Below are 26,910 nucleotides of genomic sequence, written 5' to 3'. Positions count from 1 at the left end.
CTGAGCAGAATATACTACGGTGAAAATAGATAAGATAATCCTCTCCAACCTCACCTCCTTTGAAGGAGAACAGGTCATTGACTTCACAGCCGAACCGCTGCGTTCGGCTGGTCTCTTCGCTATTTGTGGCGATACGGGCGCGGGCAAATCCACACTGCTCGATGCCATCTGTTTGGCGCTCTACGATGAAGCCCCACGCCTCGACAACGCAGAACGGCTGAACAAAGAAATGCTATCGCAGGACGACAGCGTGGTGAAAAATCTTCAGACCTACGACACGCGAAATCTCTTGCGCCGAGGAAAGAAAGAAGCTTATGCACGGGTAGAATTCACTATGCCCGACGGAGCGCGCTATGAGGCTGGCTGGAGCTGCCGCATGAAGCGCACGGGCAACTATGACGATGTGCAACGCTCCTTCCGTCAGCTCGCGCCAAAGAAGACTACTTTCAACGGTCGCAATAGTGAAATACAACAGAAAATCACGGAAATCATCGGACTCGATTATACGCAATTTTCGCGCACCGTGATGCTGGCGCAGAACAGTTTTGCCACTTTTCTGCAAGCTAAGAAGAGCGATAAGTCGTCGCTATTGGAGAAACTCACAGGTACGGACATCTACGGCCGTATCTCGCAGAAAATCCACGAACTACACGCTGATGCTGAAAAGCAGGTGCTGGAACTGGATAGCAATATCAAAGGTTTGCTCAGCTACTGCCTGACGCCTGAAGAACTCGACGAACTCAACAACGAGATTCATCAGAAGACCGCTACCCATAAGTTTGTGGGCGAAAAACAGAAAAGCATTGATGAGCAACTACTGTGGTTCAATAATTATACACAAACCAAAACCCAACTGGAAGCTGCCGAAAACCACAACATGGAAGCCCAGAAGCGCGTGGTTGAAATGAGAGGCGAACAGCTCAAACTGGAACGCTATGACTCTGTGCAGGAGGTGTTGCCGCTTTTCCAAAAGATAGAGGTGCGCGCCAACGACATAGAGCAGCTCAAAGCCCAGGACGAAGAGATCATAAGCCAGCTATCAGATTGCAGACTGCGCCTGAAACAGGCTACTTCGGCTCTCGACACCAGCAAAGAGCAGACGGCCGATGCCGAGAACGAACAAATGCGTTGGCAGCCGGCTATCAATCAAGGAAATAAGCTATCGGGCGAAATTTCAGAAGCGGAAAATCAGGTGACAAAGCTCTTGCAGCAACTCAAACAAGCGCAGGACACACTCATAGATAGGCAAACGCGCTATCGTGAGAAACTCGCCGTGATGGAAAAAACGGAGGAGGAAATCAAAGAAAAGGAACTCCACCGACAGACACTGAATGTGCACCGCATCATGTTCGATAAATTCGAACTTGTCAAGGACAAACTGGCGAGTTTCCGAACGGAATCCACACAGAATGCGCAGGACAACAACGAACTGAAAACGAAACAATCCGAACACAAGAATATCTCCGACACTTTGGAGCGTTTGGAGAAAAAACAGCAGGAGGATCAAGCACAACTCAACAGACTAAAATCGGAATTGCTCATTCATCGCCAAGCCAATCAAGGACACAACGGCGACGAGCTCCAACTGCGCCTCTCGCAACTACGCAATCGCCTGCAAGGGCTCAAACCTGCACGCGAACTCTGGAAACGTATCGTGACGGGCTATGAACGTATCGACGAACGCCGAGCAAAAATTGCGCGCGACACGGGAAATCTCGAACAAACGCGTAAGGACTTGGAACGAACAAGACTGGAGATGGCGGTGCGCAAAGAGGATGTCGAACGAAAGCGCGAGAGCTATATGCTCTCCAATAGTGAGAACATTCAGCGGTTACGCAAAAGTCTCAAAGAAGGTACGGCTTGCCCCGTTTGCGGTGCCACACATCATCCTTACCACACGGAGACACAACGCGAATTGGGCAATCTCATCGAAAACCTCAGTAAGGACTTCGAAGAGGCGGAGGAACTCCTCAAAACTTCGGAGCAGAAATTTTCGGAACTCTCTAATAAGTTGGCGGCCGATGAAGCTGAGCTGAAAGCGGATAAGACTTACCTGCAAGAACTCGAACAAAGTCAAGCGGCGGACGAAACAGAATGGCAAAACTATGTCTACCTCGATCCTTCGTTCACCGACTGCTCACCAACCACCAACCGCAGTGCGCGTTTCACCCTCTTTGGTATGCTCATCGACAACGCAATGAAGAGTTGTGAGGAGTCTACAAAAGAAATGGACACCTTCAATCAGCACCAGAATCTCATCAACGAAATCACGGAGAAGATTGAGCAATTCAATACGCGTATTCAGAACAACGAAAACCAAGTAAACACGTTCCGCTCTGACTTGAAGATAAAGCAGTCCGACATTGAGCGACTGCAACAAAACCTCCACAGAAGCGACCGCGTTTGCAGCGAACTCTACCGCGACCTTGACAGCATGATTACGCTCTCAAGCTGGCTGACAGAATGGCAAAAGAACTCGGACAACTTCCGCCTGCGCCTCAACAATCTCTTCGAGGATTGGAACCGCACCAATAACAGCCTGGAGGATCTGAACGGCAAAATCAATATCCTGCGCGAAGAAGTGAAGACCATGAAGGATAACGAAACAGAAGCCAACCGCCAACTGGTGCAGGCGCGCGACGAAAAGGATGCTGCCCTTCAGCGACTCAACGACAAACGCGAGGAAATGCGCCGCCTCTTTGGCGAATCTTCGCCCAGCCTCGAGGAGGAACGCCTCAAGAAGTATATCGCCGGTATGTTGCAAGCACAGCAGAAAGCACAGGAGGCTTTCGACCGCACCAACAACGAACTTAACCGGCTGGAGGGGCAACATAAAAATTTGGAGAAAACGCGCCTACAAAAACAAGAGGAATACAGCGACGGAATGTCCCAAATGGACTTGTGGATTCTCAAGTTCAACGGAACGCACGCGCCTATACAAATGACGGAGCTAAAGCAGATTTTCTCCGACACACGCAACTGGAACGAGCTACGCACCAATCTCGATGCGCGCAAGAAGGCAGCAACGCTCGCAGCGCACCAAGTGGAACAGGTGCGCAAAGCACTGCTCCAACTACAGGCTGAAAGCAATCGTCCTGCCAATACTGACGACAACACGCGCCAACAGCTCATCGAACAGCAGCAGGCACTCATCGAACAGCAAGCACAACTCAACGAAGCGATTGTGGGCTTGCGCACACGCCTACAAGCACACAACAACAGCATAGCTCAATCCCAAGAACGAAAAGAAGAGTTCCAAAAAGCAAAAGACAACGCAGCCGAATGGCAGCGATTGGACCACTTGCTCGGTTCGGCCGATGGAAAGAAATTCCGCGAACTGGCGCAGAGCTACACATTCCGTTTCCTCGTCAACCACGCCAATGTACAGCTGGAGAAGTTCTGCCCGCGCTATCGCCTGCAAAACATGCCTGGCACGCTGATGCTCGAAATCATCGACCGCGATATGTTCGACCAAAAACGCTATGTCACCTCGCTCAGTGGTGGGGAGACGTTCGTCGTTTCCTTAGCGTTAGCCCTCGGTCTGGCCAATCTCTCGTCCAGCGGTCTAAACATCGGTTCACTTTTCATTGACGAAGGTTTCGGCAACCTCGATCACGAAAGCCTCGAACTGGTGATGCAAGCTCTCTCAAGCCTCGAAGACTCGCAGGGACGAAAGGTAGGTGTCATTAGTCATACCGACCAAATCCGCAACCAAATCAGCCCACAAATTCGGGTAGAGAAACTCCCCAGCAGCGGGCAGAGCCACATCACTATTGTCTAAATAGCCACAAATAAAATAAGGCTATCAGCAGATACAATAAGCGTGTCAGTTGATAGCCTTATTCTGTCAGCTGACATCCTTATTGCGTCAGTCAGCACCCTTATAGTAGTGGAGCACAGAACAAAGAAAGCCATATCTATACATGCTCTCTCTACTCCCTACATTTTGTTTTTTCATCGTCACGTCGTCACGTTGTCACACTTTGGTCTTAACTATCTGATAACGTACATATTATAGGCGTGACAACAAGGTGACAATAAAATTTTGTTGTCACACTGCTGTCACGCTTATAAACAGCTATCTATCAACGCGTTTACACTTCCGTGACAACGTGACAACAAAAAATATGTTTTTGCTGGTAGGAGTAGCATTATAAAAGTATTCTATCAGTTAATTATTATTAATAAATATTTTAATTAAGTTATATATAATTATTTAATAATATTTTTGTATACTATCTGCCCTAACAAATAGGAAAAGCAAGAACTATCATATTAAGAAGTAGCCATTTAAGTCATATCTTTTCCAAATGAAAGAAATAAAGAAAGCTAAAATGTCCCAAATTGTAGGAGGAACAACAACTACAGAAATGATAGAAGTCGGAGTTATTATAGAGAATGAATATCCTAAAGGTCAGGTGGGAAAAGGAGAACCTATTGTTATTTCAATTCCTGAGCCAGGTGATAGTCTGATAAATTCATCTTCAAAGGGAGCTTATTAAGTAATAAGTAACCCATATTGTAATAGGAATTTCCTTTTACTATTTTTACTAAGAAATAATAAAAAAATATATGAAAAGAATAAAAAAAATTGCTACTCTTTTATTTTTTACAATACTCTTTTGCTCTTACTCCCTCTCTCCCAAAGTGTCTATTACATCTTACTCCAATTTTCCTACAGATAGTATAGCCTTAGTCCTTTCTGAAATATACGGATTAGACCAAGGGGTTAGAGACTCTTCATTACACCAATTTATGAAAAAGGAGGATGTAAGGGCATTTCTCATCTCTGTAGATTCTATTAATTTTCAACGGGCAACAGAAATTATAGAAAAATATGGATGGATCGATGGAAAAGTTCTTGGTAAAACGTATTCAAATAAAGAATCTATAAATGCATCATTATTAGTGATTTTTCTTCATAATCCGAGACGTTTAAATAAACATTTAAGAGAAATGCTAATATCTGAAGTTAAAAAGGGAAAGCTTTCATCATCGACATGCATGCTTATTCTAGACAAATATTATGTAGTATGTGAACACCGCACACTCTTTAACACAGCATTTAAGAACTGGCTGAAAAATCCTTATGTTAAAAAAGAAGATAAATGGTTATCAGATAGTTTAATGAATGAATTAGATTTACCATTATTGCCAAATCATATAATAAAATGATTTTGTGTTTTAATTGCTACAAATTACTTTTATACTTATTGAAATAATCTTGTATTACAGCTTATTAATACATAAAGTAATATTAAAATAATCAATTATGTCGAAGAACATAAACTATCTACTCATCGCATTATCTATATTATTATCCTGCCTTATATATTCATGCAGCCATAATGAAGAACCTGAAATTTATTATTGTGGTTTAACTTCAGCAATATCAAGTGATAATAAAGAAGTTGAAATAATAAAGAACGCATACTATGACTCTTACAAACAAAATGGACTAAACTGTAATAGTCAATACTTTGCTCCTGGTACATCGCCTGCTGCCATTCTAAAATCTTGCAAAGAAGCAGAAGATGCTATACTTTCTTCTACAGTTAAATTTAGCGGTAGATATATTTACGAAGTACGCACCAAAGACAAGTGCTTATATTCAAAAATATGGGGAGTTAGACAATAGGATTCAATAAGTCTAAACATTGGCTTATGCTTGCGAATCCATGCTTTTGCGGCTCAGATAGTTCACCGGATACCACACGCTGAGGAAGCCAACAATGATGACGGTGAAGAAGATTATCACAATGTCGAGCGCATGAACGCTGATGGGGTACGCATCCACGATAAAGTTGCCGCCGCCTGTTGGCTCGAGCTTTAGCAGGCCAAACTGCTGCTGCAAAAGGCATAAAATGAGACCGAGAACAATGCCGATGATCGCTCCCATAAAGGAAATGAGCCATCCCTCAAAGAGGAAAATGTGCACTATCTGCTTGTTGGTGGCTCCGAGGTGACGAAGCGTAGATATATCCTTTGTTTTGTCAATAATTAGCATCGAAACGCTACCTATGATATTGAAGCAAGCCACGAGGACTATGAAGGTGAGAAAAGCAAAGGCGAAGAGTTTTTCTATCTGCATTACGTTGAACGTTTCCTCGTGTTGCTCATAGCGATCGAGCACTCTGAATCGTGGCCCCGCCAGTTGTTGCAATTCCTTTTTGGCCGTTTGTTCGTCAACGCCATCTTTGAGTTTGAGTTCCAACTTAGTGATGCAGCCCTCTTGATTATAAAGCCCTTGAACAAAGGGCAGAGAACAAAGCATTAGATTGTCGTCGTACTTCTGTTGATTAACCTGGAAGCAGATTCCTGAAGCCGTCAAATCGTCAACATTGATGTTTTCTATCGGATTAGCCAGATTGATTTGCTCTCCCTTTTTGGGCACACAAATTTGCAGCGTCCCGAAATTCAAACCTCCCATTTGCAGAGCGAGATTATAACCTGGGATACCGTAATTCAAATTGCCACGACGAAGCAAATACTGCCCTTGTCCGTAAAGAATATTCTTGATTTCGGACGTCTTTGTGAAATTGTCGTCCACACCCTTTAGCATGATCACCAAAGGGCGTCCTTTGAAAAGTATGAGGGCGTTGTCCTCATAGCTGTTTGTGGCCGCTGCCACTTTGTTATTGCGCCTCACTGCCACGAGCGAGGGATCGTCCTCCGCCATTACCTTGCCCTGCGTTGGAACCAATTCCAACTGCGGATCGAAGGCAGTGAAGAGATTGCCAATGAGGTCTTGAAAACCATTGAAGCCAGACATAACGCAAACCATGGCAAGTGTAGCCAGTGCTACCCCTACCACGGAGATGCCGCTAATAAGGTTGATAACGTTGTGCTGCTTCTTAGAAAAAAGATAGCGGCGCGCAATGTAGAATGGAAACGACATAGTTGTCGCTACTTATTTGTTACCCAAAAGTTCATCAATGTGCTCGATGTAGTCGAGGGTGTCATCCTTGAAGAACTTTAGTTCGGGGATGATTCGGAGCTGATGTCTCACGCGTTGTCCGAGGTCGTAGCGAATGCTGCGAACGTTGTCGTTGAGATTTTTTACTATCTCATCGGCCTTTTCTGAAGGAAAAACACTGACATAAACGTTGCACACACTGAGATCTGGGCTCACGCGCACATTACTTACACTCACAAGTACGCCTCGCATAGCTTGAGTTTGGCGTTGAAACATTTCGCCGAGCTCTTTCTGTATCAGGCGGTCTATTTTCTGTTGACGGGTAGTTTCCATATTGGTCTTATTTTTTACGAATCATAGTGAGTCCGTCGCGCAGCGGGAGAATGATTTTCTCCACACGGCTGTCCTGCACCACATAATCATTGAAATCTTTAATAGCCTTTGTCTGCACATCGTCATCATAAGCCGGATCGATAACGTGATTATCCCAGAGCGTATTATCCGCCAGAATCACACCGCCAGGATTGAGGCGTGGAAAGACAAGGTCGTAGTAGGCGCGGTAGTCCCTTTTGTTGGCATCGATAAAAACGAGGTCGAAACGAAGATCCATATCGGGAAGCAACTTCAGAACATCGCCGATGATCATTTCTATATCGGCCGGATAGGGAGAATTATCAAACCACGGTTTGGTAAAGTCCTCTTGTTCATCATTCACCTCGAAAGTATAGATTTTAGTACCTTTTTCCATCCCCGAAGCCAGACACAGAGCGGAATAACCTGAATAAGTGCCGATTTCGAGTACGGTTTGTGGGCGCACCATTTGTGCAATCATCCGCAGGAGTATTCCCTGCATGTGTCCGCTGGCCATGCGCGGCCGCACGAGCTGTGTGTTGGTGGCTCGATAAAGGCGGTGCATGTATTCATCCTCCGGAGTGCAATGAGCCTCCAAGTAGTCGTACAACAGTTCTACGCTGTCAGTTTCTGCCAGCGGTATTTGCGTTGCTCCATTTGTGTGGTGATGTTGCACAGTTGAGTTATTTCTTACTACACACGAGTTGTAAGTTGCGAGACATAAGCTCCGAAAAAATAGGCTTATACCTCGCCACTCATTCCTCAAATGTTAGTTTCTATACACTTCCTTCTCTTCTTCGTCCAGCAGGTTGCGCACGATGTTCATCTCCATAAAACTTGTGCTTTGTTCTTTGCAGTGAGAACCAAGATAACAAATGCGATCCTCATAATGGAGCAATCCTTCAGCAATCAGTTTCTTCAACGCTACAAGAAGGAAGGCGTGACCAAAGGTATTCATCGGCAGATAGATGGGATAAACGCCGAAACTCAGTGCCAAATGGCGCACTGTCTTGGGTTTATAGCAAAGGGCAAACACCGTATTGCGACCACGGAAGGAAGAAACGTAGCGCGCTGTGCGACCCGTGAAACTATCCATGATAATACCATGGAGCTGCATAGTCTTAGTGGCCATCACTGCTTCTTTGGCGAAAAATTCCGTCACAGTAGGATACTGAGAGAGAGGTACGTCAATGTCGGCTGTCACTCCGTCCAGATTATCGAGTTCTGCCTGGCGTGCCACGGTAGACATAACGTGGACAGCCTCAACAGGGTAGTCGCCGTAAGCAGTCTCACCACTCAGCATGACAGCATCGGCGCGACTGTAAACAGCATTGGCAATGTCGGTCACTTCCGTACGCGTGGGGCGTGGGTTGCGAATCATGCTCTGAAGCATCTGCGTAGCCACGATAACGGGCTTATGGGCGCGGATGCAGGCTGCAATTATGCGACGCTGAATGCCAGGGATGTATTCTTGCGGCACTTCGATACCCAAGTCGCCACGAGCCACCATCACGCCGTCGGCTACTTCCAAAATTTCTTCTATATTGTCTACGCCCTCTTGGTTCTCAATCTTAGCGATGATTTTAATATCGCTATTTTTCTCTTCGAGTATCTTGCGAATTTCCAAAACATCTTCTTTCGAGCGCACAAAGCTGTGGGCGATGAAATCGACATCGTAGTCGATGGCAAAGAGTATGTTGCTGCGGTCCTTCTCCGTCAGAGCGGGCAGGTTGATACGCACACCCGGCACATTGACACTCTTGCGCGCTCCCAGCGTGGCTTCGTTCTCCACGGTGCAAGTCACACAATCAGCGTTCTTTTCTGTAACGCGCAGTCCGAGGTCACCATCGTCAATCAAGATTTGCGAACCCACAGCCACATCCCGCACAAATTCGGGGTAGCTTACGCAGATGCGCTCCTTCGTGGTCTTCTCCTCCGGCAGTCCAGCAATCTTCACTGTTTCGCCAGCTTTGAATGTGATGGGGGCGTCACAAACCGTTGTGCGCACTTCAGGTCCTTTCGTATCCACCAGCAGGGCGATGTGGCTGGAAACCTCGCGCACATTATCAATTACGCGTTTCATACCTTCCGGCCCTTGGTGAGCCGTGTTCAGGCGTACTACGTTCATGCCTTCATCATAGAGTTTCTGTATCAGCGATACGTCGCAACGTGCGTCACTAATGGTAGCAACAATCTTGGTCTTCTTGTATTTCATCTTCCTTATCTTGTTTTTTCTGAAACAATTTTAATTTCTCAGCAGAGCCTCGATACCTAAGCGATAACTATGAAGGCCGAAGCCAGCAATAATACCTTTACAGGCTGCACTAATCATGGAACGGTGGCGATACTCTTCGCGCTGGTACACATTAGAGATATGCACCTCCACAACGGGACATGCCAGCGAGCGGATGCAATCTCCCAGTGCAATACTCGTATGCGTATAGGCACCCGCATTGAGAACCACACCGTTTGTACCATCTCTGAGAGTGGCTTGTAGGCGATCAATCATGAGGCCTTCTACATTGCTTTGAAAATACTCCAACTCAACTGCTGGATAGAGCTTTTGAAGTTCAGCCATATAGGTTTCCATTGTTCCCGTGCCGTATATGCTCGGTTCGCGCTGTCCCAACAAGTTGAGATTCGGACCATTCATAATTAGTATCTTCATAGGCCTATATATTATTAGGCTACAAAGTTACTTCATTTTTTTCGCTTTGCCGCACGATTTATCCGTATCTTTGCCGCCCACCAACGTTCTTTTCATCCATGAACAGTATTCTGAAAAAATACAAGAGCTATATCACGCTCGAACAAGGACTTTCCAACAACACGCGTGAGGCTTATCTCCACGATGTAGAGAAACTCTTTGCGTATTTTGAAGATGAAAAGATTGATTTTCTAAAGGTAGAGCTCGAACATTTCCATTCTTTTGCAGCGGCCCTTATGGATGTCGGCATCGGCGAACGTTCCATTGCGCGGATTCTTTCAGGTGTACGCTCGTTCTATAAATTTCTTGTTCTAGATGGCTATCTGGAACAAGACCCTACGGAACTTCTCGAATCGCCCAAAATAGGAAAACACTTGCCCGAGGTGCTTAGCGTGGAGGAGATTGATGCTATCGAAGGAGTGATCGATGTGAGCACACCGGAAGGGCAACGCGACCGCGCGGCCATTGAGATGCTATATTCCTGCGGCTTGCGTGTGAGCGAGCTTTGCAACCTCCTGCTCTCCGATCTCTTCCTCGACGAGGGTTTTCTGCGCGTCACGGGAAAGGGCAACAAGCAGCGGTTAGTGCCCATCTCTGAGCGCGCCATTCGCGAACTAAAGTCGTGGTTCGCTTTCCGCAATTCCATCAACATCAAACCTGGCGAAGAAGATTACGTCTTTATCAGTGCGGCGCGCAAGAAGCACCTGTCGCGCATCACTGTATTCCACAACATCAAGGTCTACGCCGAACAAGCGGGCATCCAAAAGACCATCTCGCCCCACACTTTCCGACACAGCTTTGCCACCCACCTGCTGGAGGGCGGAGCCAACCTGCGCGCCATTCAAACCATGCTGGGGCACGAAAGCATCAGTACTACCGAAATCTATACCCACATTGATCGCCGCTTTCTTCGGGATCAGATTCTGCAACACTTTCCGAGAAATCAGAAGAATTGATTTCTCGTTTTCCACCATCCACCACGCAAAACATTTTCTATATATTCTTTTTTCTTTTTTTATTCTTAGAAAAAGAAAAGAAAGTTATGTTGATGATAATTGCCTGTGGAAACGGTGGATAAGTTTTTTGTATAAAATTTGGAAATAATGTAATCCACAAAGAAAGCTTACTTTTCCACGCCGATATCCACACCTGAAAACAAACTATAAGTATCTGTTCTTAAATAGTTACAATCCCTTTTATAGAGGGTTTTACACAGCCTGTGGATAAGTTTTGAACGGCTGAAAAAAGGTCTTTTCTGTCGGTCAATTTCCGTTGGAAAAGCTGCGTAAAATAGGAGTAAAACAGTGGTATATAGTGGAAAACTGTCAATAGCTTTAACTCTTCTGTCGGCAGTAGGTTATTAGCCGTGTTTCCACCAGTTTTCAACGGCTTTTCCACTACTTATCAACAGGAATAACTTAACTTTGCAGCCAACAATTTGGGCATCTACCGACGAACAGAATAGTTTTGGGCATTGCCCTCTTAAAGATAGAAATCATGCACAAACTGAGAGTGGAAGAAATGGGGCGTTTGGAAGTGGCCGAGTTTAAGGCGGCCGAGAAATTGCCTGTAGTGATGGTGCTCGACAACATTCGGAGTCTTCACAATGTGGGGAGTGTTTTTCGGACGGCCGATGCTTTCCGCTTGCAGCGCGTTTGTCTTTGTGGCATCACGGGATGTCCTCCTCAGCAGGAGATACATAAGACGGCACTCGGGGCAGAAGACAGTGTGGACTGGCAATACTATCCCACAACAGAAGAGGCCTTGGCGGCATTGCGTGCTGAAGGCTACACCATCTACAGCATCGAGCAGGTGGAGGGAAGCCTCAAGCTCGACGAAATCTCCCTGCCATCCAATGGTCGCTATGCTCTGGTGATGGGCAATGAGGTAAAGGGCGTTCAGCAGCAAGTGGTAGATGCTTCGGATGCTTGTATTGAAATTCCGCAGTTCGGCACTAAGCACTCGCTCAACGTGAGCGTTACCGCCGGCATCGTGATGTGGGAATTTGCCCGACAATTGGGTTTTACAAAATAGTTGAGGAGAGGAAGAGCAGAATTGTTTGATTTTCGGACGGGTCGGACTAGTCGGACGAGTCGGAGAATTAAAAAAAATCCCCTCTCCCTTCTGATTTCGAACAAATAGTTTCTGTCTTTTTTCTTGTCAATTTAGTTTTTCAATATAGCAAGCTTATTGTATCACGCAATAAGCTTGTTTTCTTCTAAAATATACCTTTTCATTGTTTTCCTTATTGCGTTGGCGGATACAATAAGGAAGTCAGCCGATAGCCTTATTCTATTTTCAAATATCCTTATTCTATCTGCGGTGGTTTCTATATTCTTCATCCCTGTTATCCTTATTCTGTTTGTCAGAATAAAGAGAAAAATGAGAAATTCGGCATAAAACTATCTGTCCAATAAGGAAGCCGAACGCTCCATAGTTGCGTTGTTTCGGTTGGATAATTCTGAGTTGGATTTCGCGCGATTCTCAGTCGTATAGAATGCGAAAAGAGTTTACAAGAAAGGAGTTATTCTTCATAGTATCCCGTGTGTCGATTTTTCGAACGGATACAATGAAGGCTCACCTTGTTTTGTGATGAGGTGAGCCTTCTGTGGTGTTATCCTTTTGCCTTGTAGGCCAAGGCATAGAAGTTGATTTGTTTGATCATGGCCAGCAAACCATTGGAGCGCGTAGGCGAGAGATGCTCGCGAAGGCCTATGTCGTCGATGAAATGGAGTTTGGCATCGAGAATCTCCTGCGGCGTGTGGTCGTTGATAACGCGGATGAGGAGCGCGATAATGCCCTTCACAATCAGCGCATCGCTCTCAGCGCGGAAGTGCAGCCGACCGTTTTGTTCGTTGCACACAATCCATACGCGACTTTGGCAACCATCGATGAGGTTACTTTCGTTTTTCTCTTCAGCAGGCAGAGGGGCTTGTTCCTCCCCCATGTCGATGAGCAGCTGGTAGCGATCCATCCAGTCGTCCATTTCGCTGAACTCTTCAATAATTTCTTGCTGTGATTCTTCTATTGTCATTGTTTCTGAAGTTACGATGATTGATAAATAAAAGCTTTTTATTTTTCTTCAAAAAGCGTTTGCACGAGCGTTTGTCCTACGGCTTTGAGCGTCTCGCGAGAGATGTTCTGCGGCGTGTCCATGGTGGTGTGCCAGGTGCGGGAGAAACCGTTTCCGTTGTCGGAGATGATGTCGATTGTGGGGATATTTGCAATACGATTCATGGGGATGTGGTCGTCAGTGACTGCCGTTCCGTCTTGCTGCAAAAAGTAGTTGTCAGCCCCCACACTTTGTGCTGCGCTCCACACCTTTGCCACAACGTTTTGCGCATACTGCATGCTGTAGTATTCAAACTTAAATTGTGCATCGTCGCCGCCTACCATATCGAGGAGAATGCCGTAGCGCGGTTTGTAGTCCTTAGGTAAGTTATTGGCCCAATACTGACTGCCGAGACACCAATCGTTCTCGTCCTTGGTTTGTGGACCCCAGTAGGGAGCGCCATAATCCTCTGAGTCGAAACATACGAAGTCGACACCAACAGAAGGGTTGAGCTGATGAATCTGACGCGCCAATTCCATCATAACAGCCACACCGCTCGCGCCATCATTGGCAGCCATAACCGGCTCATGGTGTTTTGAAGAATCAGGATCAGCATCGGCCCAGGGACGACTATCCCAATGGGAACAAATCACGATGCGCTCACGGAGTTCGGGTTTATAGCTGGCAGTGATATTATTGCACTGGAGCATTTTTCCATCCCATCCTTTGACAGTAGTTTTCTGTTCGTTGACGGTCAGTCCGAATCGCTTGAAAGCTTTGACGATGTAATCAGCACAACGGTCGTGGGCTTCGCTATTTGGGACACGTGCTCCGAAATCACATTGATTCACGATGTACTGATAGGCACTGTCGGCGTTGAATTGCACTTTTGCCAGTTCAGCGTCGGGTTTTACCGCGTCGTTCTGCTGTTTGCTTTTGCAACTTGTCAGACCTACCAGTCCGACGGCTAAAGCTGTTGTGAGGAATTTGAAAGAAAGTTTCATATAGATATAAGTTATTGAAAAATCCCTTTATCTTCTTCATAGATAGTTAGGTTCTGTCGGCTCAGATGAGCCATATCCGAACGTTTCTCTTTATGAAGAAGATAAAGGGAACTTTTGTTTAGTATGTTTTCTGCCACTGATTCATCACTCGAAGGAAGTTACCGCCCCATATCTTGCGGAGCTGTGCGTTTGTAAGGCCTTCGTTGATGAGTCGGCGGGTGAGGTTGAGCATTTCAGCCTCTGAAGCCAAGCCTGGAACGCCTCCGTCGCCATCGAAGTCGCTTCCGATGCCGACGTGGTCAATGCCAGCCACGTCTATCATATGGAGCAGGTGGGCTACAACGTCGCTAATTGTGGCTTGACCGTCTTCGCGGAGGAATCCGTGGTAGAAGGTGACTTGCGCAACGCCTCCCTTGTCGGCCAAAGCCCGCAGCTGATCGTCCGTGAGGTTACGCGGATGATTGCAAAGGGCGCGGCTCGATGAATGGGAGCAGACGGGCGGCAACTGACTATAGGATAAGACGTCGTAGAAACTCTTTTCGCCAGCGTGCGAAAGGTCTACCATCATGCCCACGCGGTTCATTTCGTCGACAACCTGCTTGCCGAAATCGCTCAAGCCGTTGTGTTCGTTGTTCGAACGGGATGCGGCGTCGCAGATGTCGTTATCGCCGTTGTGGCAAAGGGTCATATAGACCACTCCCTCATTGCGAAAGCGCGCTACGTTTGTTAAATCGCGGCCTATAGCGTAGCCGTTCTCAATTCCGAGGAAGATAGCTTTCCGTCCGATGGATTTGAGGCGGTGGGCATCCTTCGGAGTGTAGGCTATCTCAGCTCCGCGCACATTTTCTACCATATCTCTGATTTCTTGCAATATGCGCTGCGCCTTGCAGGTGGCTGCTTCAAGTTCGCTTGTGCTGCGCCCTTCTTGTTTTAGATAAGCCACCATGATGACAGAATCAATCATGCCTTCGTGTAGCTTATGGAGATCGACGAGCACCTTTGGGTCGCGGTGGTCGAAGTTGACGCCTTGCTCGAAAAACATAGGGGTGTCGGTGTGTGAGTCAAGGGTAAGAATCTGTTGGTGTACTTTGCGAGCGCGGCGGAAGGACTCGGCCTGCGTCATGAACCAGCGGAAGAGCGGCAGCATACTTTCATCGCCGTTCTGAATAAAGCATTCGGGATGCCATTGTACACCTATGATACTTTTCTCCTCGTTGCTTTCCACGGCTTCTACTACGCCGTCGGTGCTGCGAGCCACTACGCGGAGATGAGGTCCTGCTTCGTTGACGGCTTGGTGGTGGAAACTATTTACCGCAAAGCGCGAACCCAGCAGGTTGCTTATGGTGCTGTCCGCTGCTGCCTCAACAAAATGTGTGGGCAAGTATCGGGGAGCATCTTGGGAGTGTTTCAAGAGTGGAGCATCAGGCAGGGCCACACGGATATCTTGATGAAGGCTGCCACCGAGTGCAGCTGCAAGCATCTGCATACCGCGACAAATGCCCAGCATAGGTATTTGGCGGTCGAACGCAAACCGAGTGAGCAACAACTCGAAGCGGTCGCGTTCGGGATTGATACTATGTAATTCGGGGATAGGATCAGTGTCCAGATAGAGCGGATTGATGTCGGCACCGCCACTTAAGAGAATTCCGTCAACACGATCAAGGAGCGTGAGAATTTCTGTAATGTTCTGCGTAGGAGGTAGGACAACTGGAATAGCACCTGCCGCCTCCAGACTCTTATAATATCCTTCGCCGAGCGTACAACCATTCTCACCGAAATTTCCCGTAATTCCGATGATGGGCCGAGCTTGGTGGTTGGGGTAATGATCTGTTACGCTGTCGTAATCTAAGTTGATATTGAAGGACATAATTATATGTGTATATAAGTTGTAGGCATCTCGCTATTCGCGTCTTTTGTTGGCACTGGTTTGCCAAGCAGATGCCGATTGTGGGGCGAGATGTGATGAATGTCAGAAAAGAAAGACTGATGAATGAGAACTTCGGGCTCTCATCCATCAGCTTAGTATTTTCGTTTAGGATTCTTCGGGAACCAGCCTTTCTTAACACGTTCTTTCTGCTCAAAGAGTTCCAGAATGGACCAAAGTAGAGAGAAACCAGTGATTGCAGAGAGGCAGCTCCAGAAAGTACTTTCAATGAATATCGCACCTATTGTGCCAGCGAGTCCGAGCAGGAGAAAAATCCACCAAGGGCGTGTACCGAAATAGTACTCTGTCTTGATGACCACTGGATGAAAGGCGCCGATAATCAGAAAGGTACAAAATCCTATCAGGATACCTTCGAAGTACATAGCCCTTTATTTAGTCGATGTCTTCCATATCCGCAACTTCTATTTTCTTGCGGGGAGTGCGAGGTTTGCGAGGTTTCTTCTCCACAATGTTTATTGTAGGGATAGGTATCTCGCGGTTGATGGTTTGTTCGAGGCTGATGAGAGTCTCCGTAGATATTACGCCGGGGATTTCCTGAATCTTATGGTTGAGTAGCTCCATGAGATGCTCATTGTCGTGGCTATAAAGTTTCACCAGCATAGTGTAGTTGCCCGTTGTGAAGTGGCACTCCACGATTTCAGGTATCTTGTCGAGTTTTGTGGCTACATCTCTGTACATAGAGCCGCGCTCTAAGCGAATACCAACATAAGTGCAGGTGCTATAGCCTATGGCCTTTGGATTTACATTATAACCAGAACCAACGATAATACCAGCTTCGATGAGACGCTGTACGCGTTGATGAATGGCAGCTCTGGAAACTCCACAAACAGCTGCAACGTCCTTGAAAGGAACTCGAGCATTCTCAGTAATAACACCTAAGATATGCAAATCTAGATTATCTATCTTCTCCATTTATATAATATAATTTATTTATGCGTTCTTAAACCGTTAGCAAAGTTAATCTTTTTCTGATGGATATTATAATATAAATGTAGAGAAAATTAGAGGAAATATTATCTTTTGTCTTTTTTTTTGATTGATGAAGTAAGAAAACTGTATAAAAAATAGCAGAAAGAACGTTTTTTCCTTGCTTTTATCTTCCGAAAGTACAGTTTTCTTACTTCCTATCTTTGATTTGAAAATATGTCCTTCTATATCATCAACCTACTTGTTTTCTTCTAACAAGGATGCTCATAAGCATAGCGAAAGCCAGGATATAGGGATAGAAGAGAAAAGGCATGATGCTCGTGGGCGCAAGCGATGCTAAACCGCCGGCCATGAGGAGTTGCGCGCCATAGGGTATGATGCCTTGAACAATACATGAGAAGGTGTCGAGAATACTTGCTGCGCGGCGCGGACTTACGCCGAAGCGCTGACTGATGGCTTTGGCCAACGGACCCACGGAAAGGATGGCCACGGTATTGTTTGCCGTGCAGAGATTGGTGAGACTAACGAGGGTGGCAATGCCCAGTTCGCCGCCGCGCACACTCTTCACTTGTCTCGTCAGGTTATGGATTAGCCAAGTGATACCTCCGCCTGCGCGAATCACGGCAAGCAGTCCGCCCGCCATCATAGATATAAGTATCAGTTCGCTCATGCCGCCAATGCCTTCGCAGATAGAAGAAAGCCAACTGGCAACATCATAGCAGCCCTCCCAGATACCAATGATACCCGTGAGCAGAATACCGCCCGTGAGCACTATCAGCACGTTGAGCCCCAGAATGGCTGTGATGATGACCGCCACATAGGGCAGAATCTTCCAATAGTCCACTGCACCCACGACTATATGGCTCGTAGTGCCCCACCCTAAGTACATATAGAGCGCGAACGTGAGGAGAGCGGCCGGCAGAGCCACTGCAAAGTTGGTTCGGAACTTATCGCTCATCTTCACCCCTTGCGTGCGAGTGGCCACCACAGTGGTGTCGCTGATGAAACTAAGGTTGTCGCCAAAGAAAGCACCGCCCACGCAGCTGGCCACCATCATGGGCTCTGTCAGTCCTGATGGACCGGCCATTCCGACGGCGATGGGCACGAGGGCAACAATTGTCCCAACGCTTGTGCCTATACTCATCGAGATGAAGCAAGAAGCCAGGAAAAGTCCGGGAAGGAGCATCGACGGAGGCAATAATTGCATACACAGATTGACGGTAGCATCCACTGCTCCCATCTGTCGCGCTGTGGCAGCAAAAGCACCTGCCAAAATAAAAATCCATATCATCAAGAGCAGGTTATCCTGCCCCGCGCCCTTGCTGTATATCGTCAGACGCTCCTCAAAGGGCGTGTGGCGCAGCGTGAAAAGGGAGAAGATGGATGTAGTGATGAAAACGATGAGTAGAGGCACTTTGGAGAAGCCTCCGCAAATGAAAGATAGGAGCACAAACATTCCTACCATGAACAACATAGGGCTGAGTGCTAACGGCCCATTCTTTTTTCTCTTTGTGTGCTTACTATTGAGTGGAAAAAGCATAAATAAATTTTGTAAAGTGGCACAAAATTACAGATAAATACAGATTTGCCAAAATATAATCGTAGTTATCCTCTAAAATAAGAAAATAGTTCTAATCTACATCTCCTTTCTCTGATTTCTTATCTTTATGCTGCTTAACCGCCTTATTATTTTACAAACCCATTTCTCCTTTTAGCGCGAGAAAAGAGTGGAGCGGCCAAATTTTTTCTTTGTCGGAGGATTTTGCAGGATAGTTTTGGGTGAGATTTTCCGGTTTTTATAGTTTTTCACCTCAAAAAAACTGCTTTTTTTCATTTTTCTGCTCGTTTGCAGCCTTATCCCACCCGTCAGTTTCCTTATTGTATCGGCTGGCTTCCTTATTCTGTCAGCCGATGCAATAAGGAAATCCGCCGACAGCCTTATTGTATCCGCGCTCAAGAAGGCTGGATGGGGTGCTCTCTCCCTTTCGTGCGAGGATTTGTGGCTTTCGTGGGAGGGGGAAAGTGAGAATTCTATTGATATTTTTAAGCCCCCTCCACCTCCCCCATAAGGGGGAGTGCTCAGCTTTGGTTCTCGGACTAGTCCGACTGGTCCGACTGGTCGGAGGACTGAATATCTGACTGGTCTGACTAGTCCGACCCGTCGGAGAACCAAATGCGGGAAAGCAGAAATCCAATAAGCCGTTGAAGAATCCTGCTACAAGTGGTAGCCGAGCACTCCCCCTCATGGGGGAGATGGAGGGGGCTCCCCATTGAGATGGAGGGGCTCCCATTAAGCCTTATTCCTTATTTCACCAGTACTTTCTTACCATTGCAGATATACATACCTACAGGCAGACGGTTCAGCTCTGATTCGTTGGCAACAGTAGTCAGATAGCGACCTTGCAGGTCATACACTTTTCCAGCATAAGCGGGGGTGCTTGGCTGCAAGGTGGAGAGACCAGTAGTAGTAGCCTTCACGATGTTAAGTTTGCTCCAATCAGCGTGAGCAGTAAACCATTCGTAGGCAGCTTCAGGAACGATGAGTGTGATAGCCTTGTAGTCGGTAATATATTGGAAGAGATCTTTAGCAAATACAGGAGCTTTCTTGCCTGTAAACCTGCTCCAATCGATTTTCTTCAATTTCAAGCAGTTTCCAAAAGCATATTTCTGCAATGCAATACTTCCGGGCAGGATTACCTCTTCCAGCTCTGAACATTGATCAAACATGCTCTCCGTCATCGTAATGTTAGCGGCAGCTGAGAGGTCGCAGCGCTTCAGTTTTTCGCAGCCGAAGAAAGCGTCCGTCAGGTTGCGTACACTGCTACATCCCTTCATGTCGATGCTTTCCAGCACGCGGCAATTCTGGAATGCCGAGCGGAAACTTACGAAATTAGCGGCCTCAGCATCAGCAGGCATAACCACTTCCTTGAGAGCCTTGCAGCCCTGGAAAGTACCCACGTTGTTCACACCATAAGTAACATAGAGATAGGTCTTAGCCTTGATGGTGGCCTGACTCATATCCACTTTTTCAATCGTAGTATTGCCCACTGGTGGGAATCCCGAGTTGTTACCGATAGCTGCCGTGAGTTTAGCGAAATCTTCAGTGCCCCACGCGCCAGTTAGGATCAGCACCTTGGCTTCTTTGAGAGATGCAGGAATATTCTCGGCATCAAACGTGAACGTAGTTTGAATTTCCTCAGCTTTCTCCCCTGCAACGATTGGCATACTGGAGAAAGTCATCTGGCTCTCTGTGGCGTGGTCTCCCAATTGTCCACCTCTGTTTTTGCCCCAGCCATAGAGCTGTCCCTTGTCGGTAAGTACGATAGAATAGCCCTCGCCCGAAGTGAGCTGAGTTACCTTCGTGTTGGCCGGCAACTTCACTTCTACTGGTGTGCCTGTATAGGTAATTCCACCGGTGGGGTTATCTACTGCCACGCCTGTGCCGTTGCCCAATGCGCCATCCTCATTTGTTCCCCAAGCGTATAGTTTTGTGGCTACGCCGCCCGAACCTATACCCACGACTCTACCGTTTCTGTAGCCAGAGATGAAGGCTACCGGTTCTTTGAAAGCATTAATCTTGAGAGGTTGCTGCACCTTTGTAATGTTTTCATCGTTGAGTCCGAGAATGTTATTATCGGCAGAGCCCCAAACCCAAAGCGAGCCGTCGGCTTTAATACCGTAGGCAGTTGTAGAAACTGAATACACTTGCACCCAATCGTTGTCCGTACCAATACGAGTAGGAGTCTTTGTCTTCTTAGGCAGGTCGCACAGCGTACCATTATCATTCCAACCCCAGCCCCAAAGGGAGCCGTCGGTCTTCAAGGCAAGCGTCGTGTTATCTCCCACGGTCACTTGCGCCCAATCCGTGTCGGTACCGATTTGTTTAGGAGTGGTTTGGTTCTTATAGTTGCCCAAACCAAGAGTTCCTAATTCTCCTTCGCCCCAACCCCAGAGCGTACCGTCAGTCTTAAGACCGATGGCGGTATGTCCAAAAAAGCGCGAAACAGAAACGCTTTTCCAATTGGTATCTGTGCCTACTTGGATGGGCGTCTTATGTCCCATTCCGTCGCCCACGCCTTGTACGCCTTTGGTGTTATCTCCTACGGCCCAGAGTGTGCCGTCTGCTTTGATGAAGAAGGCGTATGATTGTCCGGCCACGGCATATTTCCATGTGTTTTCAGTACCTACCTGTGTGGGCACGGATACCTTTTGTGCGCCACCTCCTATGCCCAGCTGGCCACTCTCGTTCCAGCCCCAGGCCCAAAGGGAGCCGTCTTTCTCAATAGCGTATGTGCTGCCCTCGCCAGTAGTGACAAACTGCCATTGGTGGGTTTGAGCGTTCGCTCCACCAATGAAAAACATTGCGCATAAAGACGCCAACGTACCTTTGATAAATGTATTCATGACTCTAAATGTTTTGCTGATAAATTAGAATATAACTTTGCAACTTTCGCCGCGCGGACCTTCCACGATGTATAGGCCGCGGTTCAGTTGGCTTATAGGAAGTGAGGTCATACCAGCTTTTACCGTGAGGCTCTTAATGGTTTTCCCCGCTAAGTCCAATACTCTCACGCGACCTGCTTGAGATGTTGTGATTTGAAGTTGGTCGTGGGCAACAACAGCCTTGAAGGAAGCGTTGTCAGAATTTCTTAGCGAAGCGATACCCGTAGTTTCGAGCGGAACGCGAACCAGCGGACAAATGGCAAAGCTGCCCGTGCCGCCGCCGTACATACTGATGGGGCGCAAGTAGTCGGTCTCGCCCTTCAGTCGCGCAAAGGAATTGTGCGCTAAGCGGTTGTTAGCGTCAGCTTCAGAAAGGGGAACGCCGATTTGGTCTGTCAGAATGCAGAAGTCCTCTGTACTTGGGTCGTTGCTAAAGCCTTCTATTGATATGAAGAACAAACCTTTGCCATAGAGATCCAAAGGTACATCAAAACGGAAGGCTGCTACTGCGCCGCCCTCTACGGGTGCCCATGCGCCGTCCTCGCCGTCTGCTTTGATATCCTTCATCTTCATCGTTTGAACTTCAACGGGCAGCGTGGTAAACTTAAGTTCGCCGCCCTCAGGAAGTTTCACCATCCAAACTTTCAGTACAAGTGTGGCATCTTCCTTATATTTCTTGGGTTTATGATGGAGGTATACATTGACACCATCGAGGTACATATCATCGCTTCCCATCATAAATAAATTTCCTACTCCAACAATTCCCTTGTTGTTAGTACCTCCCAAACAGCCGCCTACTTCCAGTCCTTCGCTGAAGGGAAGTAGGGCCAGCTGGTAAGTAGATCCCCACTTGCGCATATCGATCGTTGTGATTTCAGCAGTACCGCCCGCTTTGATTTTCAAGTCAGGTTTATAAGTGCTTACGCCTTTGCTTGTCGTCACCTCAAGTGTGGGGAAGTCGAAAAGGCCTTCAACGGCATACTTCGCTGAGGCGTCCTGAGTTTGCTGGGAGCTAACGGTGGCTCCGGGTAATGTCCACTTCCACGCTGTAGGTCCATTTTTTGATGCATCCTTGAAAACCACATTTCGCTCCTTTGAAGCCAAGAGCCAAGCCCCGCCATTGATGGCTTTGTGCCTAACTAACAGATTGCACACTGCATTGTCCTCTTGCTTGATTGTAGCAATGTTTCGCAACGGGACTGGCAAAGCATACTGTGCATCTGTTGTGGTGATTGCTTGTGCAGCTCGTAGCTCTGCTTTGGGCTTACACGCAACACTCTTCAACACTTGTGCTCTTGCCTGCAACAAAGGTAGGCACAAGCAGAAGCACACTGATAAAGCAGTAAAGTTTCGTCTCATAGATGATATAATTTAAGTGATGACATATTGTCGGCCTCTAATCTACAGAAAAAAGGAGAGATGCACCAATAGATATGACAAAAAATCAGAAAGATTTATAATTTCCATGAGTCACTATGTTGGAAATATGTTTTATAGCATATTTATTTTTCCTTCCTATAATTCCCTCCGTCACTGTCTGCTTTTAAGCGATTGTTATTCATGTAAGTACTGAATTGCTTGCTTATCTCGGGGAATTTTCCGAAAATTGCAGCCGCGCGGGGGAGCAGGGAGCTGAACGGCCCGCGCTTTATGAGAAGAAACTCATCTTTTATATTTATGACAAGAAAAATCATATTATTGTGCAGCCTATTGCTGTCGACCCTCACCTCCTTTGCAGCGAGCAAGATAAAGGTGGCGTGCGTGGGCAATAGTGTGACGTGGGGCTACGGATTGCCCGAACGCGAAACTCAGTGCTATCCGGCGCAATTGCAACGCCTGCTGGGCGATGGCTACGAGGTGCGCAACTTCGGACATTCGGGAACTACGCTTCTCGAGAAAGGACATAGGCCCTATGTGAAGCAGAAAGAGTATGAAGAGGCTTTAGCTTTCAAGGCCGACATGGTAGTAATCCATCTCGGCCTCAATGATACCGATCCGCGGAATTGGCCGAATTATAGCGAGGACTTTAACGCCGACTATTTGCGCCTTATCAGCCAATTCCGCGCGGCCAATCCCAAAGCGCGGATATGGGTATGTCTGATGTCGCCCATATTCGACCGCCACGCCCGCTTTTGTAGTGGAACGCGCGATTGGCATGCAGCCATCCAGCAACATATTCGGCAGGTGGCCAAAGCTGCAAACGTTGGGCTGATTGACCTACACGCGCCGCTCTATTCCCGTCCCGATCTTTTTGCAGATGCCATCCATCCCAGCGCGGAAGGGGCTGCAATCATCGCTCAGACCGTATATAGCGGTCTGACGGGTAATTACGGCGGTTTGCAACTCCCGCCGCTCTACACGGACGGTATGGTGATGCAGCGAAATGAACCAGTTGTTTTTCGCGGCATGGCGAATGCTGGCGAACAAGTCAAGGTTAGTTTTTGCGGCCGCACGCTTTCCTGTCGGGCAGATGCCGCGGGACAGTGGGCACTCACCTTTCCCGCTCAAACGGCCGGCGGCCCTTACAAAGCAACCTTATCCGCTCCGAGCCGCCGCATAGTTATTGACAATATATATATAGGAGAGGTGTGGCTCTGTTCGGGGCAGTCGAATATGGAACTACCCGTTTCTTCAGTGTCCAGCAGAGATGCCGATTTAGCTCAAGCCGACAGCCGAACGCTGCTCCACTTCTTCAATATGCCCGCTATCTACGCCACGAATGCCGTAAAGTGGTCGGCCACTGCCTGCGATTCTGTCAATCGCCATCAGTATCTCCGCCTCGGGCCGTGGCAGAAATGTTCACGCGAAAGTCTGAAAGGTTTTTCGGCCGTTGCCTACCATTTTGGAGCAGCTTTGGCCGATAGTTTGAAAGTTCCCGTGGGCATCATCTGCAATGCCGTGGGCGGCACGACAACTGAATCCTGGATAGACCGACATACCTTGGAGTGGGACTTTCCTTTGATTTTGCGCGACTGGTATCGGGGCGATTTCGGAATGCCTTGGGCGCGCCAACGCGCGTTGCAGAACATCGGCGAGAGCAAGAACCCCTTGCAGCGCCACCCCTACGAACCTGCCTACATGTTTGAGGCAGGTATGCGTCCGTTGGCCAATTATGCTCTCCGCGGTGTGGCTTGGTATCAGGGCGAGTCCAATGCTCACAACGTGGAGCTGCATGAGCGCCTTTTCCCGCTCTTAGAAAAGAGTTGGCGCAACTTCTTTGGCCGTCCGCAACTGCCTTTCTATGTTGTCCAACTCTCGAGTCTCAACCGCCCCTCTTGGCCGCATTTCCGCGACTCTCAACGCCGTTTGGCCGCGCAATTACCTCAAACGTGGATGGCTGTAACAACGGATTTGGGCGACTCCCTCGATGTGCACTACACCCTCAAGCAACCTGTTGGCGAACGCTTGGCGCGCTTGGCTCTCTCCCACACTTATGGTCACACGCTTGAGGCCGAAGGCCCTGTGTGTGTAGGTGTCAGTGTGCAGGCCGATGCGCTCCGCCTGCGTTTCAGTCATGCCAACGGATTGGCGGCTAATGGGCCACGATTGATAGGCTTCGAGGTGGCCGGAGAAGACGGCGTTTACCATGCAGCTATGGCCCAAATCGAAGGTACAACAGTGGTGGTGAAGAGCAATGCCGTAAAGAATCCTGTCTCTGTGCGTTACGCCTGGCAGCCCTTCACGCGTGCCAATCTCGTCAATAGTGCTGCACTTCCTTGCAGCACGTTTGAAGCAACGGCCGCGCCTGCCAAATAGCGGCTACCTTTGACAACCAAAAAAGGTTCTCTGCACATAGTTGTGACGGAGAACCTTTTTTCATTTCTTTGGTATGGCTTTGTTCTTATCTTCGGATATGGGGGAAGATGATAAAGCCGTTGTAGTCAATAAAATTCTTATTCTACGCCATCGAGAGTGGCTCGAATCTGAATCTTTCTCTGGTGGGTGAGTGGGAGAAAGCTTTCTGTTCGTCGATAGAATAAGGCTGTCAGCTGACAGAATAAGGCTATCACTTGACGCAATAAGGATGCCGACCGACAGCCTTATTGTATCCACGCATAGCTTTGGCCTAAAAAATGGAAAATATGCTCCAAAATTTCAGAGAAAAGGAGAAAACGGAGAGTTTAATGGAAAAAATGAGGCGTTTTTATATTTTGAACGAAGAAAATCTTTGAGGAAAATCCCAGTTTTTCAAAGATGCTGAAAAATCAGAGCGTAGAAGAGAAAAGTCAGGTGTAAAGAAAATGCCGAGTAACGTTACTCGGCAATATAGCGGTTTTATTGTAGAAACTCCGACAAGGCTCGTATCCTTTCCTGAAAGCTGACGGGCATCAGGCTTGGCCGCTCAAAACCATCGGCAGGTGTGGGCGTGGCCGTGGCGAGGAGGGACGCAAGGGTCTGTTGGAAGTCGTCGGCGTTGAGGCTGTCAAAGACGCGGCCGTTTTCGGGCGTTACGAGGGAGCGCGAACCAGCGTAGCGGCTCACCATGACACGGCAACCGGAGAGCAGAGCCTCGTTGGTGACAGCTCCGAAGGCTTCCTGCCAACTTCCAAGGACGAAGACGCTCGCCGTGCGGTACCAAGCCATCAGTTCGTGCCCGCCGTAAGCTCCTGGAAACAGGACTTTGTCGGCCACTCCGTTTTCCTCAGCCGTTTTCAGTAAGTTGTCCTTTTCTTCGCCTTGCCCAACGAGCACCAGGCGCAGGCTGTCCTTTTCCTCTTCCTTTCTGACCACAGCAGCAAAGGCTTCGATGAGTGCCCGGAGGTTTTTGAGCGCCACGAAACGCCCCACAAAGAGGCACACCTTCTTACCCTCCAACTGCCAGCGGCTCACGTGTGTGGCGGCAAAGGGAGTGATGAGCGATTGTTCTGCACGGAAACGTTCCTCGTCGCGGATGATGGGAAAACTGAATAGGCGGCGCACCGGACTGTTCTGCTCATACCAATCGGCCATTTCGGGACTAATCGTTACCAGACCATCTATGTGGCGCAACAGATACATTTGTCGGTGTCGTTTTCCGCCTTGCCGCGCTTCGGCCATGTCTTGGCTGTCGTCGGTCATAGTATATAGGCGAAATTTGCTGCGGTGGAGCGTGCGATAGGCCAGAGCTGCCCAGAGCGATAAAGTATATTCGCAACAAAGCACCACGTCGGGTTGGAAAGCACGAATGGTTTGCCAATAGCCCACATTGATGTCGCGCCCAAAGAGTTTGAAGTGTTGGTCGAGATATTCGTAGCGGAAGGTGGCATTCTTGAGCAGTTCTTGCTGCTGAATGAGCAAGTCGTCGTTCTGCCGCTGCAAGAAAACGACTTTACAGTCGAAAATCTTCCCCAGCGCATTGAAGAAATCGAGCCGATAAGGGGCAAGAGCAGGATGAAAGATAAGAAGGCGGGACATATTATTGGGGTGTTTAACAGATAAAGGATAAGGGAGAAAACATCAGAAGAGGCGAGCCGGCCGACTGTTCTGAGAAATAATACGTATAGGAGCGGAAAAAGCCCCCTCTATTTCTCCCGTAGAGGGGAGGGCTCTGTCTGCTTGCAAGAGGCATCTGAGCACTCCCCCTTA

At 47.8% G+C, this 26,910-nt stretch carries 21 protein-coding genes; 7 read left to right on the top strand and 14 right to left on the bottom strand.

From position 1 onward, the window contains the following. Nucleotides 1-19 precede the first annotated feature (19 nt). The 4 genes from ACO4R2_RS03910 to ACO4R2_RS03895 all read left to right on the top strand — a co-directional run bounded on the left by ACO4R2_RS03910 (nt 20) and on the right by ACO4R2_RS03895 (nt 5,638). Nucleotides 20-3,781 (top strand): AAA family ATPase, encoded by a 3,762-nt coding sequence (locus tag ACO4R2_RS03910; protein ID WP_484769254.1) that lies wholly within the window; start codon nt 20-22, stop codon nt 3,779-3,781. 529 nt (nt 3,782-4,310) lie between these two features. Further along, complete coding sequence (locus ACO4R2_RS03905; protein ID WP_484769253.1) at nt 4,311-4,502, top strand: hypothetical protein; 192 nt, start codon at nt 4,311-4,313, stop codon at nt 4,500-4,502. A gap of 70 nt (nt 4,503-4,572) precedes the next feature. Beyond that, nucleotides 4,573-5,175 (top strand): hypothetical protein, encoded by a 603-nt coding sequence (locus tag ACO4R2_RS03900; RefSeq protein WP_484769252.1) that lies wholly within the window; start codon nt 4,573-4,575, stop codon nt 5,173-5,175. A 97-nt stretch (nt 5,176-5,272) separates the two neighbouring features. After that, entirely contained in the window at nt 5,273-5,638 is a 366-nt protein-coding gene (locus tag ACO4R2_RS03895; RefSeq protein ID WP_484769251.1) for a hypothetical protein, read from the top strand. Nucleotides 5,639-5,662: 24 nt separating this feature from the next. Here the strand turns inward: ACO4R2_RS03895 and ACO4R2_RS03890 are convergent, their stop codons facing one another. The 5 genes from ACO4R2_RS03890 to ACO4R2_RS03870 all read right to left on the bottom strand — a co-directional run bounded on the left by ACO4R2_RS03890 (nt 5,663) and on the right by ACO4R2_RS03870 (nt 9,935). Further along, complete coding sequence (locus tag ACO4R2_RS03890) at nt 5,663-6,898, bottom strand: FtsX-like permease family protein (protein ID WP_484769250.1); 1,236 nt, start codon at nt 6,896-6,898, stop codon at nt 5,663-5,665. A 12-nt stretch (nt 6,899-6,910) separates the two neighbouring features. Further along, complete coding sequence (rbfA, locus tag ACO4R2_RS03885) at nt 6,911-7,249, bottom strand: 30S ribosome-binding factor RbfA (RefSeq protein ID WP_009347810.1); 339 nt, start codon at nt 7,247-7,249, stop codon at nt 6,911-6,913. A 7-nt stretch (nt 7,250-7,256) separates the two neighbouring features. Continuing rightward, complete coding sequence (locus tag ACO4R2_RS03880; protein WP_484769314.1) at nt 7,257-7,904, bottom strand: O-methyltransferase; 648 nt, start codon at nt 7,902-7,904, stop codon at nt 7,257-7,259. Nucleotides 7,905-8,036: 132 nt separating this feature from the next. Next, entirely contained in the window at nt 8,037-9,482 is a 1,446-nt protein-coding gene (gene pyk, locus ACO4R2_RS03875; protein WP_484769249.1) for a pyruvate kinase, read from the bottom strand. Nucleotides 9,483-9,512: 30 nt separating this feature from the next. After that, on the bottom strand, nt 9,513-9,935 hold the full coding sequence (locus tag ACO4R2_RS03870) for a type II 3-dehydroquinate dehydratase (protein WP_484769248.1): 423 nt from the start codon (nt 9,933-9,935) through the stop codon (nt 9,513-9,515). 98 nt (nt 9,936-10,033) lie between these two features. On the opposite strand from ACO4R2_RS03870, the gene xerA reads away from it, so the two are divergent. Together xerA and ACO4R2_RS03860 are read left to right on the top strand one after the other, a co-directional pair. Beyond that, complete coding sequence (gene xerA, locus ACO4R2_RS03865; protein WP_484769247.1) at nt 10,034-10,930, top strand: site-specific tyrosine recombinase/integron integrase; 897 nt, start codon at nt 10,034-10,036, stop codon at nt 10,928-10,930. A 541-nt stretch (nt 10,931-11,471) separates the two neighbouring features. Beyond that, nucleotides 11,472-12,008 (top strand): RNA methyltransferase, encoded by a 537-nt coding sequence (locus ACO4R2_RS03860; protein WP_347719511.1) that lies wholly within the window; start codon nt 11,472-11,474, stop codon nt 12,006-12,008. A 580-nt stretch (nt 12,009-12,588) separates the two neighbouring features. On the opposite strand, the gene ACO4R2_RS03855 is transcribed toward ACO4R2_RS03860, so the two are convergent. The 8 genes from ACO4R2_RS03855 to ACO4R2_RS03820 all read right to left on the bottom strand — a co-directional run bounded on the left by ACO4R2_RS03855 (nt 12,589) and on the right by ACO4R2_RS03820 (nt 22,704). Next, on the bottom strand, nt 12,589-13,008 hold the full coding sequence (locus ACO4R2_RS03855; RefSeq protein WP_347719510.1) for a SufE family protein: 420 nt from the start codon (nt 13,006-13,008) through the stop codon (nt 12,589-12,591). A 38-nt stretch (nt 13,009-13,046) separates the two neighbouring features. After that, nucleotides 13,047-14,030: a M28 family peptidase gene (locus ACO4R2_RS03850; RefSeq protein WP_484769246.1), complete on the bottom strand. Its 984-nt coding sequence runs from the start codon at nt 14,028-14,030 to the stop codon at nt 13,047-13,049. A 118-nt stretch (nt 14,031-14,148) separates the two neighbouring features. Then, a complete protein-coding gene (locus ACO4R2_RS03845) occupies nt 14,149-15,897 on the bottom strand; it encodes a membrane dipeptidase (protein WP_484769245.1) in 1,749 nt (582 codons plus the stop codon). A 152-nt stretch (nt 15,898-16,049) separates the two neighbouring features. Next, nucleotides 16,050-16,337 (bottom strand): DUF4491 family protein, encoded by a 288-nt coding sequence (locus tag ACO4R2_RS03840; RefSeq protein ID WP_311490836.1) that lies wholly within the window; start codon nt 16,335-16,337, stop codon nt 16,050-16,052. A gap of 10 nt (nt 16,338-16,347) precedes the next feature. Further along, complete coding sequence (locus ACO4R2_RS03835; RefSeq protein WP_311490835.1) at nt 16,348-16,887, bottom strand: Lrp/AsnC ligand binding domain-containing protein; 540 nt, start codon at nt 16,885-16,887, stop codon at nt 16,348-16,350. 247 nt (nt 16,888-17,134) lie between these two features. Then, nucleotides 17,135-18,442 (bottom strand): Na+/H+ antiporter NhaC family protein, encoded by a 1,308-nt coding sequence (locus ACO4R2_RS03830; RefSeq protein ID WP_484769244.1) that lies wholly within the window; start codon nt 18,440-18,442, stop codon nt 17,135-17,137. A gap of 764 nt (nt 18,443-19,206) precedes the next feature. Further along, nucleotides 19,207-21,306 carry a leucine-rich repeat protein gene (locus ACO4R2_RS03825; RefSeq protein ID WP_484769243.1) on the bottom strand — a complete coding sequence of 700 codons (2,100 nt, stop codon included), beginning with the start codon at nt 21,304-21,306 and terminating at the stop codon, nt 19,207-19,209. 24 nt (nt 21,307-21,330) lie between these two features. Then, nucleotides 21,331-22,704 carry a hypothetical protein gene (locus ACO4R2_RS03820; protein WP_484769242.1) on the bottom strand — a complete coding sequence of 458 codons (1,374 nt, stop codon included), beginning with the start codon at nt 22,702-22,704 and terminating at the stop codon, nt 21,331-21,333. A 318-nt stretch (nt 22,705-23,022) separates the two neighbouring features. On the opposite strand from ACO4R2_RS03820, the gene ACO4R2_RS03815 reads away from it, so the two are divergent. Further along, on the top strand, nt 23,023-25,101 hold the full coding sequence (locus ACO4R2_RS03815) for a GDSL-type esterase/lipase family protein (RefSeq protein WP_484769241.1): 2,079 nt from the start codon (nt 23,023-23,025) through the stop codon (nt 25,099-25,101). 519 nt (nt 25,102-25,620) lie between these two features. Here the strand turns inward: ACO4R2_RS03815 and ACO4R2_RS03810 are convergent. After that, nucleotides 25,621-26,739 carry a glycosyltransferase gene (locus tag ACO4R2_RS03810; protein ID WP_484769240.1) on the bottom strand — a complete coding sequence of 373 codons (1,119 nt, stop codon included), beginning with the start codon at nt 26,737-26,739 and terminating at the stop codon, nt 25,621-25,623. Nucleotides 26,740-26,910 lie beyond the last annotated feature (171 nt).

The organism is Alloprevotella sp., assembly GCF_057240785.1.
This window is presented reverse-complemented; position numbering and strand designations above follow the sequence as displayed.

Coding starts and splice junctions, on each gene's coding strand:
- ACO4R2_RS03870 (WP_484769248.1), bottom strand. CDS start 9,935: ATGAAGATACTAATTATGAATGGTCCGAATCTCAACTTGTTGGGACAG.
- ACO4R2_RS03815 (WP_484769241.1), top strand. CDS start 23,023: ATGACAAGAAAAATCATATTATTGTGCAGCCTATTGCTGTCGACCCTC.
- ACO4R2_RS03895 (WP_484769251.1), top strand. CDS start 5,273: ATGTCGAAGAACATAAACTATCTACTCATCGCATTATCTATATTATTA.
- ACO4R2_RS03835 (WP_311490835.1), bottom strand. CDS start 16,887: ATGGAGAAGATAGATAATCTAGATTTGCATATCTTAGGTGTTATTACT.
- ACO4R2_RS03860 (WP_347719511.1), top strand. CDS start 11,472: ATGCACAAACTGAGAGTGGAAGAAATGGGGCGTTTGGAAGTGGCCGAG.
- xerA (WP_484769247.1), top strand. CDS start 10,034: ATGAACAGTATTCTGAAAAAATACAAGAGCTATATCACGCTCGAACAA.
- ACO4R2_RS03830 (WP_484769244.1), bottom strand. CDS start 18,442: ATGCTTTTTCCACTCAATAGTAAGCACACAAAGAGAAAAAAGAATGGG.
- pyk (WP_484769249.1), bottom strand. CDS start 9,482: ATGAAATACAAGAAGACCAAGATTGTTGCTACCATTAGTGACGCACGT.
- rbfA (WP_009347810.1), bottom strand. CDS start 7,249: ATGGAAACTACCCGTCAACAGAAAATAGACCGCCTGATACAGAAAGAG.
- ACO4R2_RS03900 (WP_484769252.1), top strand. CDS start 4,573: ATGAAAAGAATAAAAAAAATTGCTACTCTTTTATTTTTTACAATACTC.
- ACO4R2_RS03825 (WP_484769243.1), bottom strand. CDS start 21,306: ATGAATACATTTATCAAAGGTACGTTGGCGTCTTTATGCGCAATGTTT.
- ACO4R2_RS03810 (WP_484769240.1), bottom strand. CDS start 26,739: ATGTCCCGCCTTCTTATCTTTCATCCTGCTCTTGCCCCTTATCGGCTC.
- ACO4R2_RS03845 (WP_484769245.1), bottom strand. CDS start 15,897: ATGTCCTTCAATATCAACTTAGATTACGACAGCGTAACAGATCATTAC.
- ACO4R2_RS03890 (WP_484769250.1), bottom strand. CDS start 6,898: ATGTCGTTTCCATTCTACATTGCGCGCCGCTATCTTTTTTCTAAGAAG.
- ACO4R2_RS03820 (WP_484769242.1), bottom strand. CDS start 22,704: ATGAGACGAAACTTTACTGCTTTATCAGTGTGCTTCTGCTTGTGCCTA.
- ACO4R2_RS03905 (WP_484769253.1), top strand. CDS start 4,311: ATGAAAGAAATAAAGAAAGCTAAAATGTCCCAAATTGTAGGAGGAACA.
- ACO4R2_RS03850 (WP_484769246.1), bottom strand. CDS start 14,030: ATGAAACTTTCTTTCAAATTCCTCACAACAGCTTTAGCCGTCGGACTG.
- ACO4R2_RS03840 (WP_311490836.1), bottom strand. CDS start 16,337: ATGTACTTCGAAGGTATCCTGATAGGATTTTGTACCTTTCTGATTATC.
- ACO4R2_RS03855 (WP_347719510.1), bottom strand. CDS start 13,008: ATGACAATAGAAGAATCACAGCAAGAAATTATTGAAGAGTTCAGCGAA.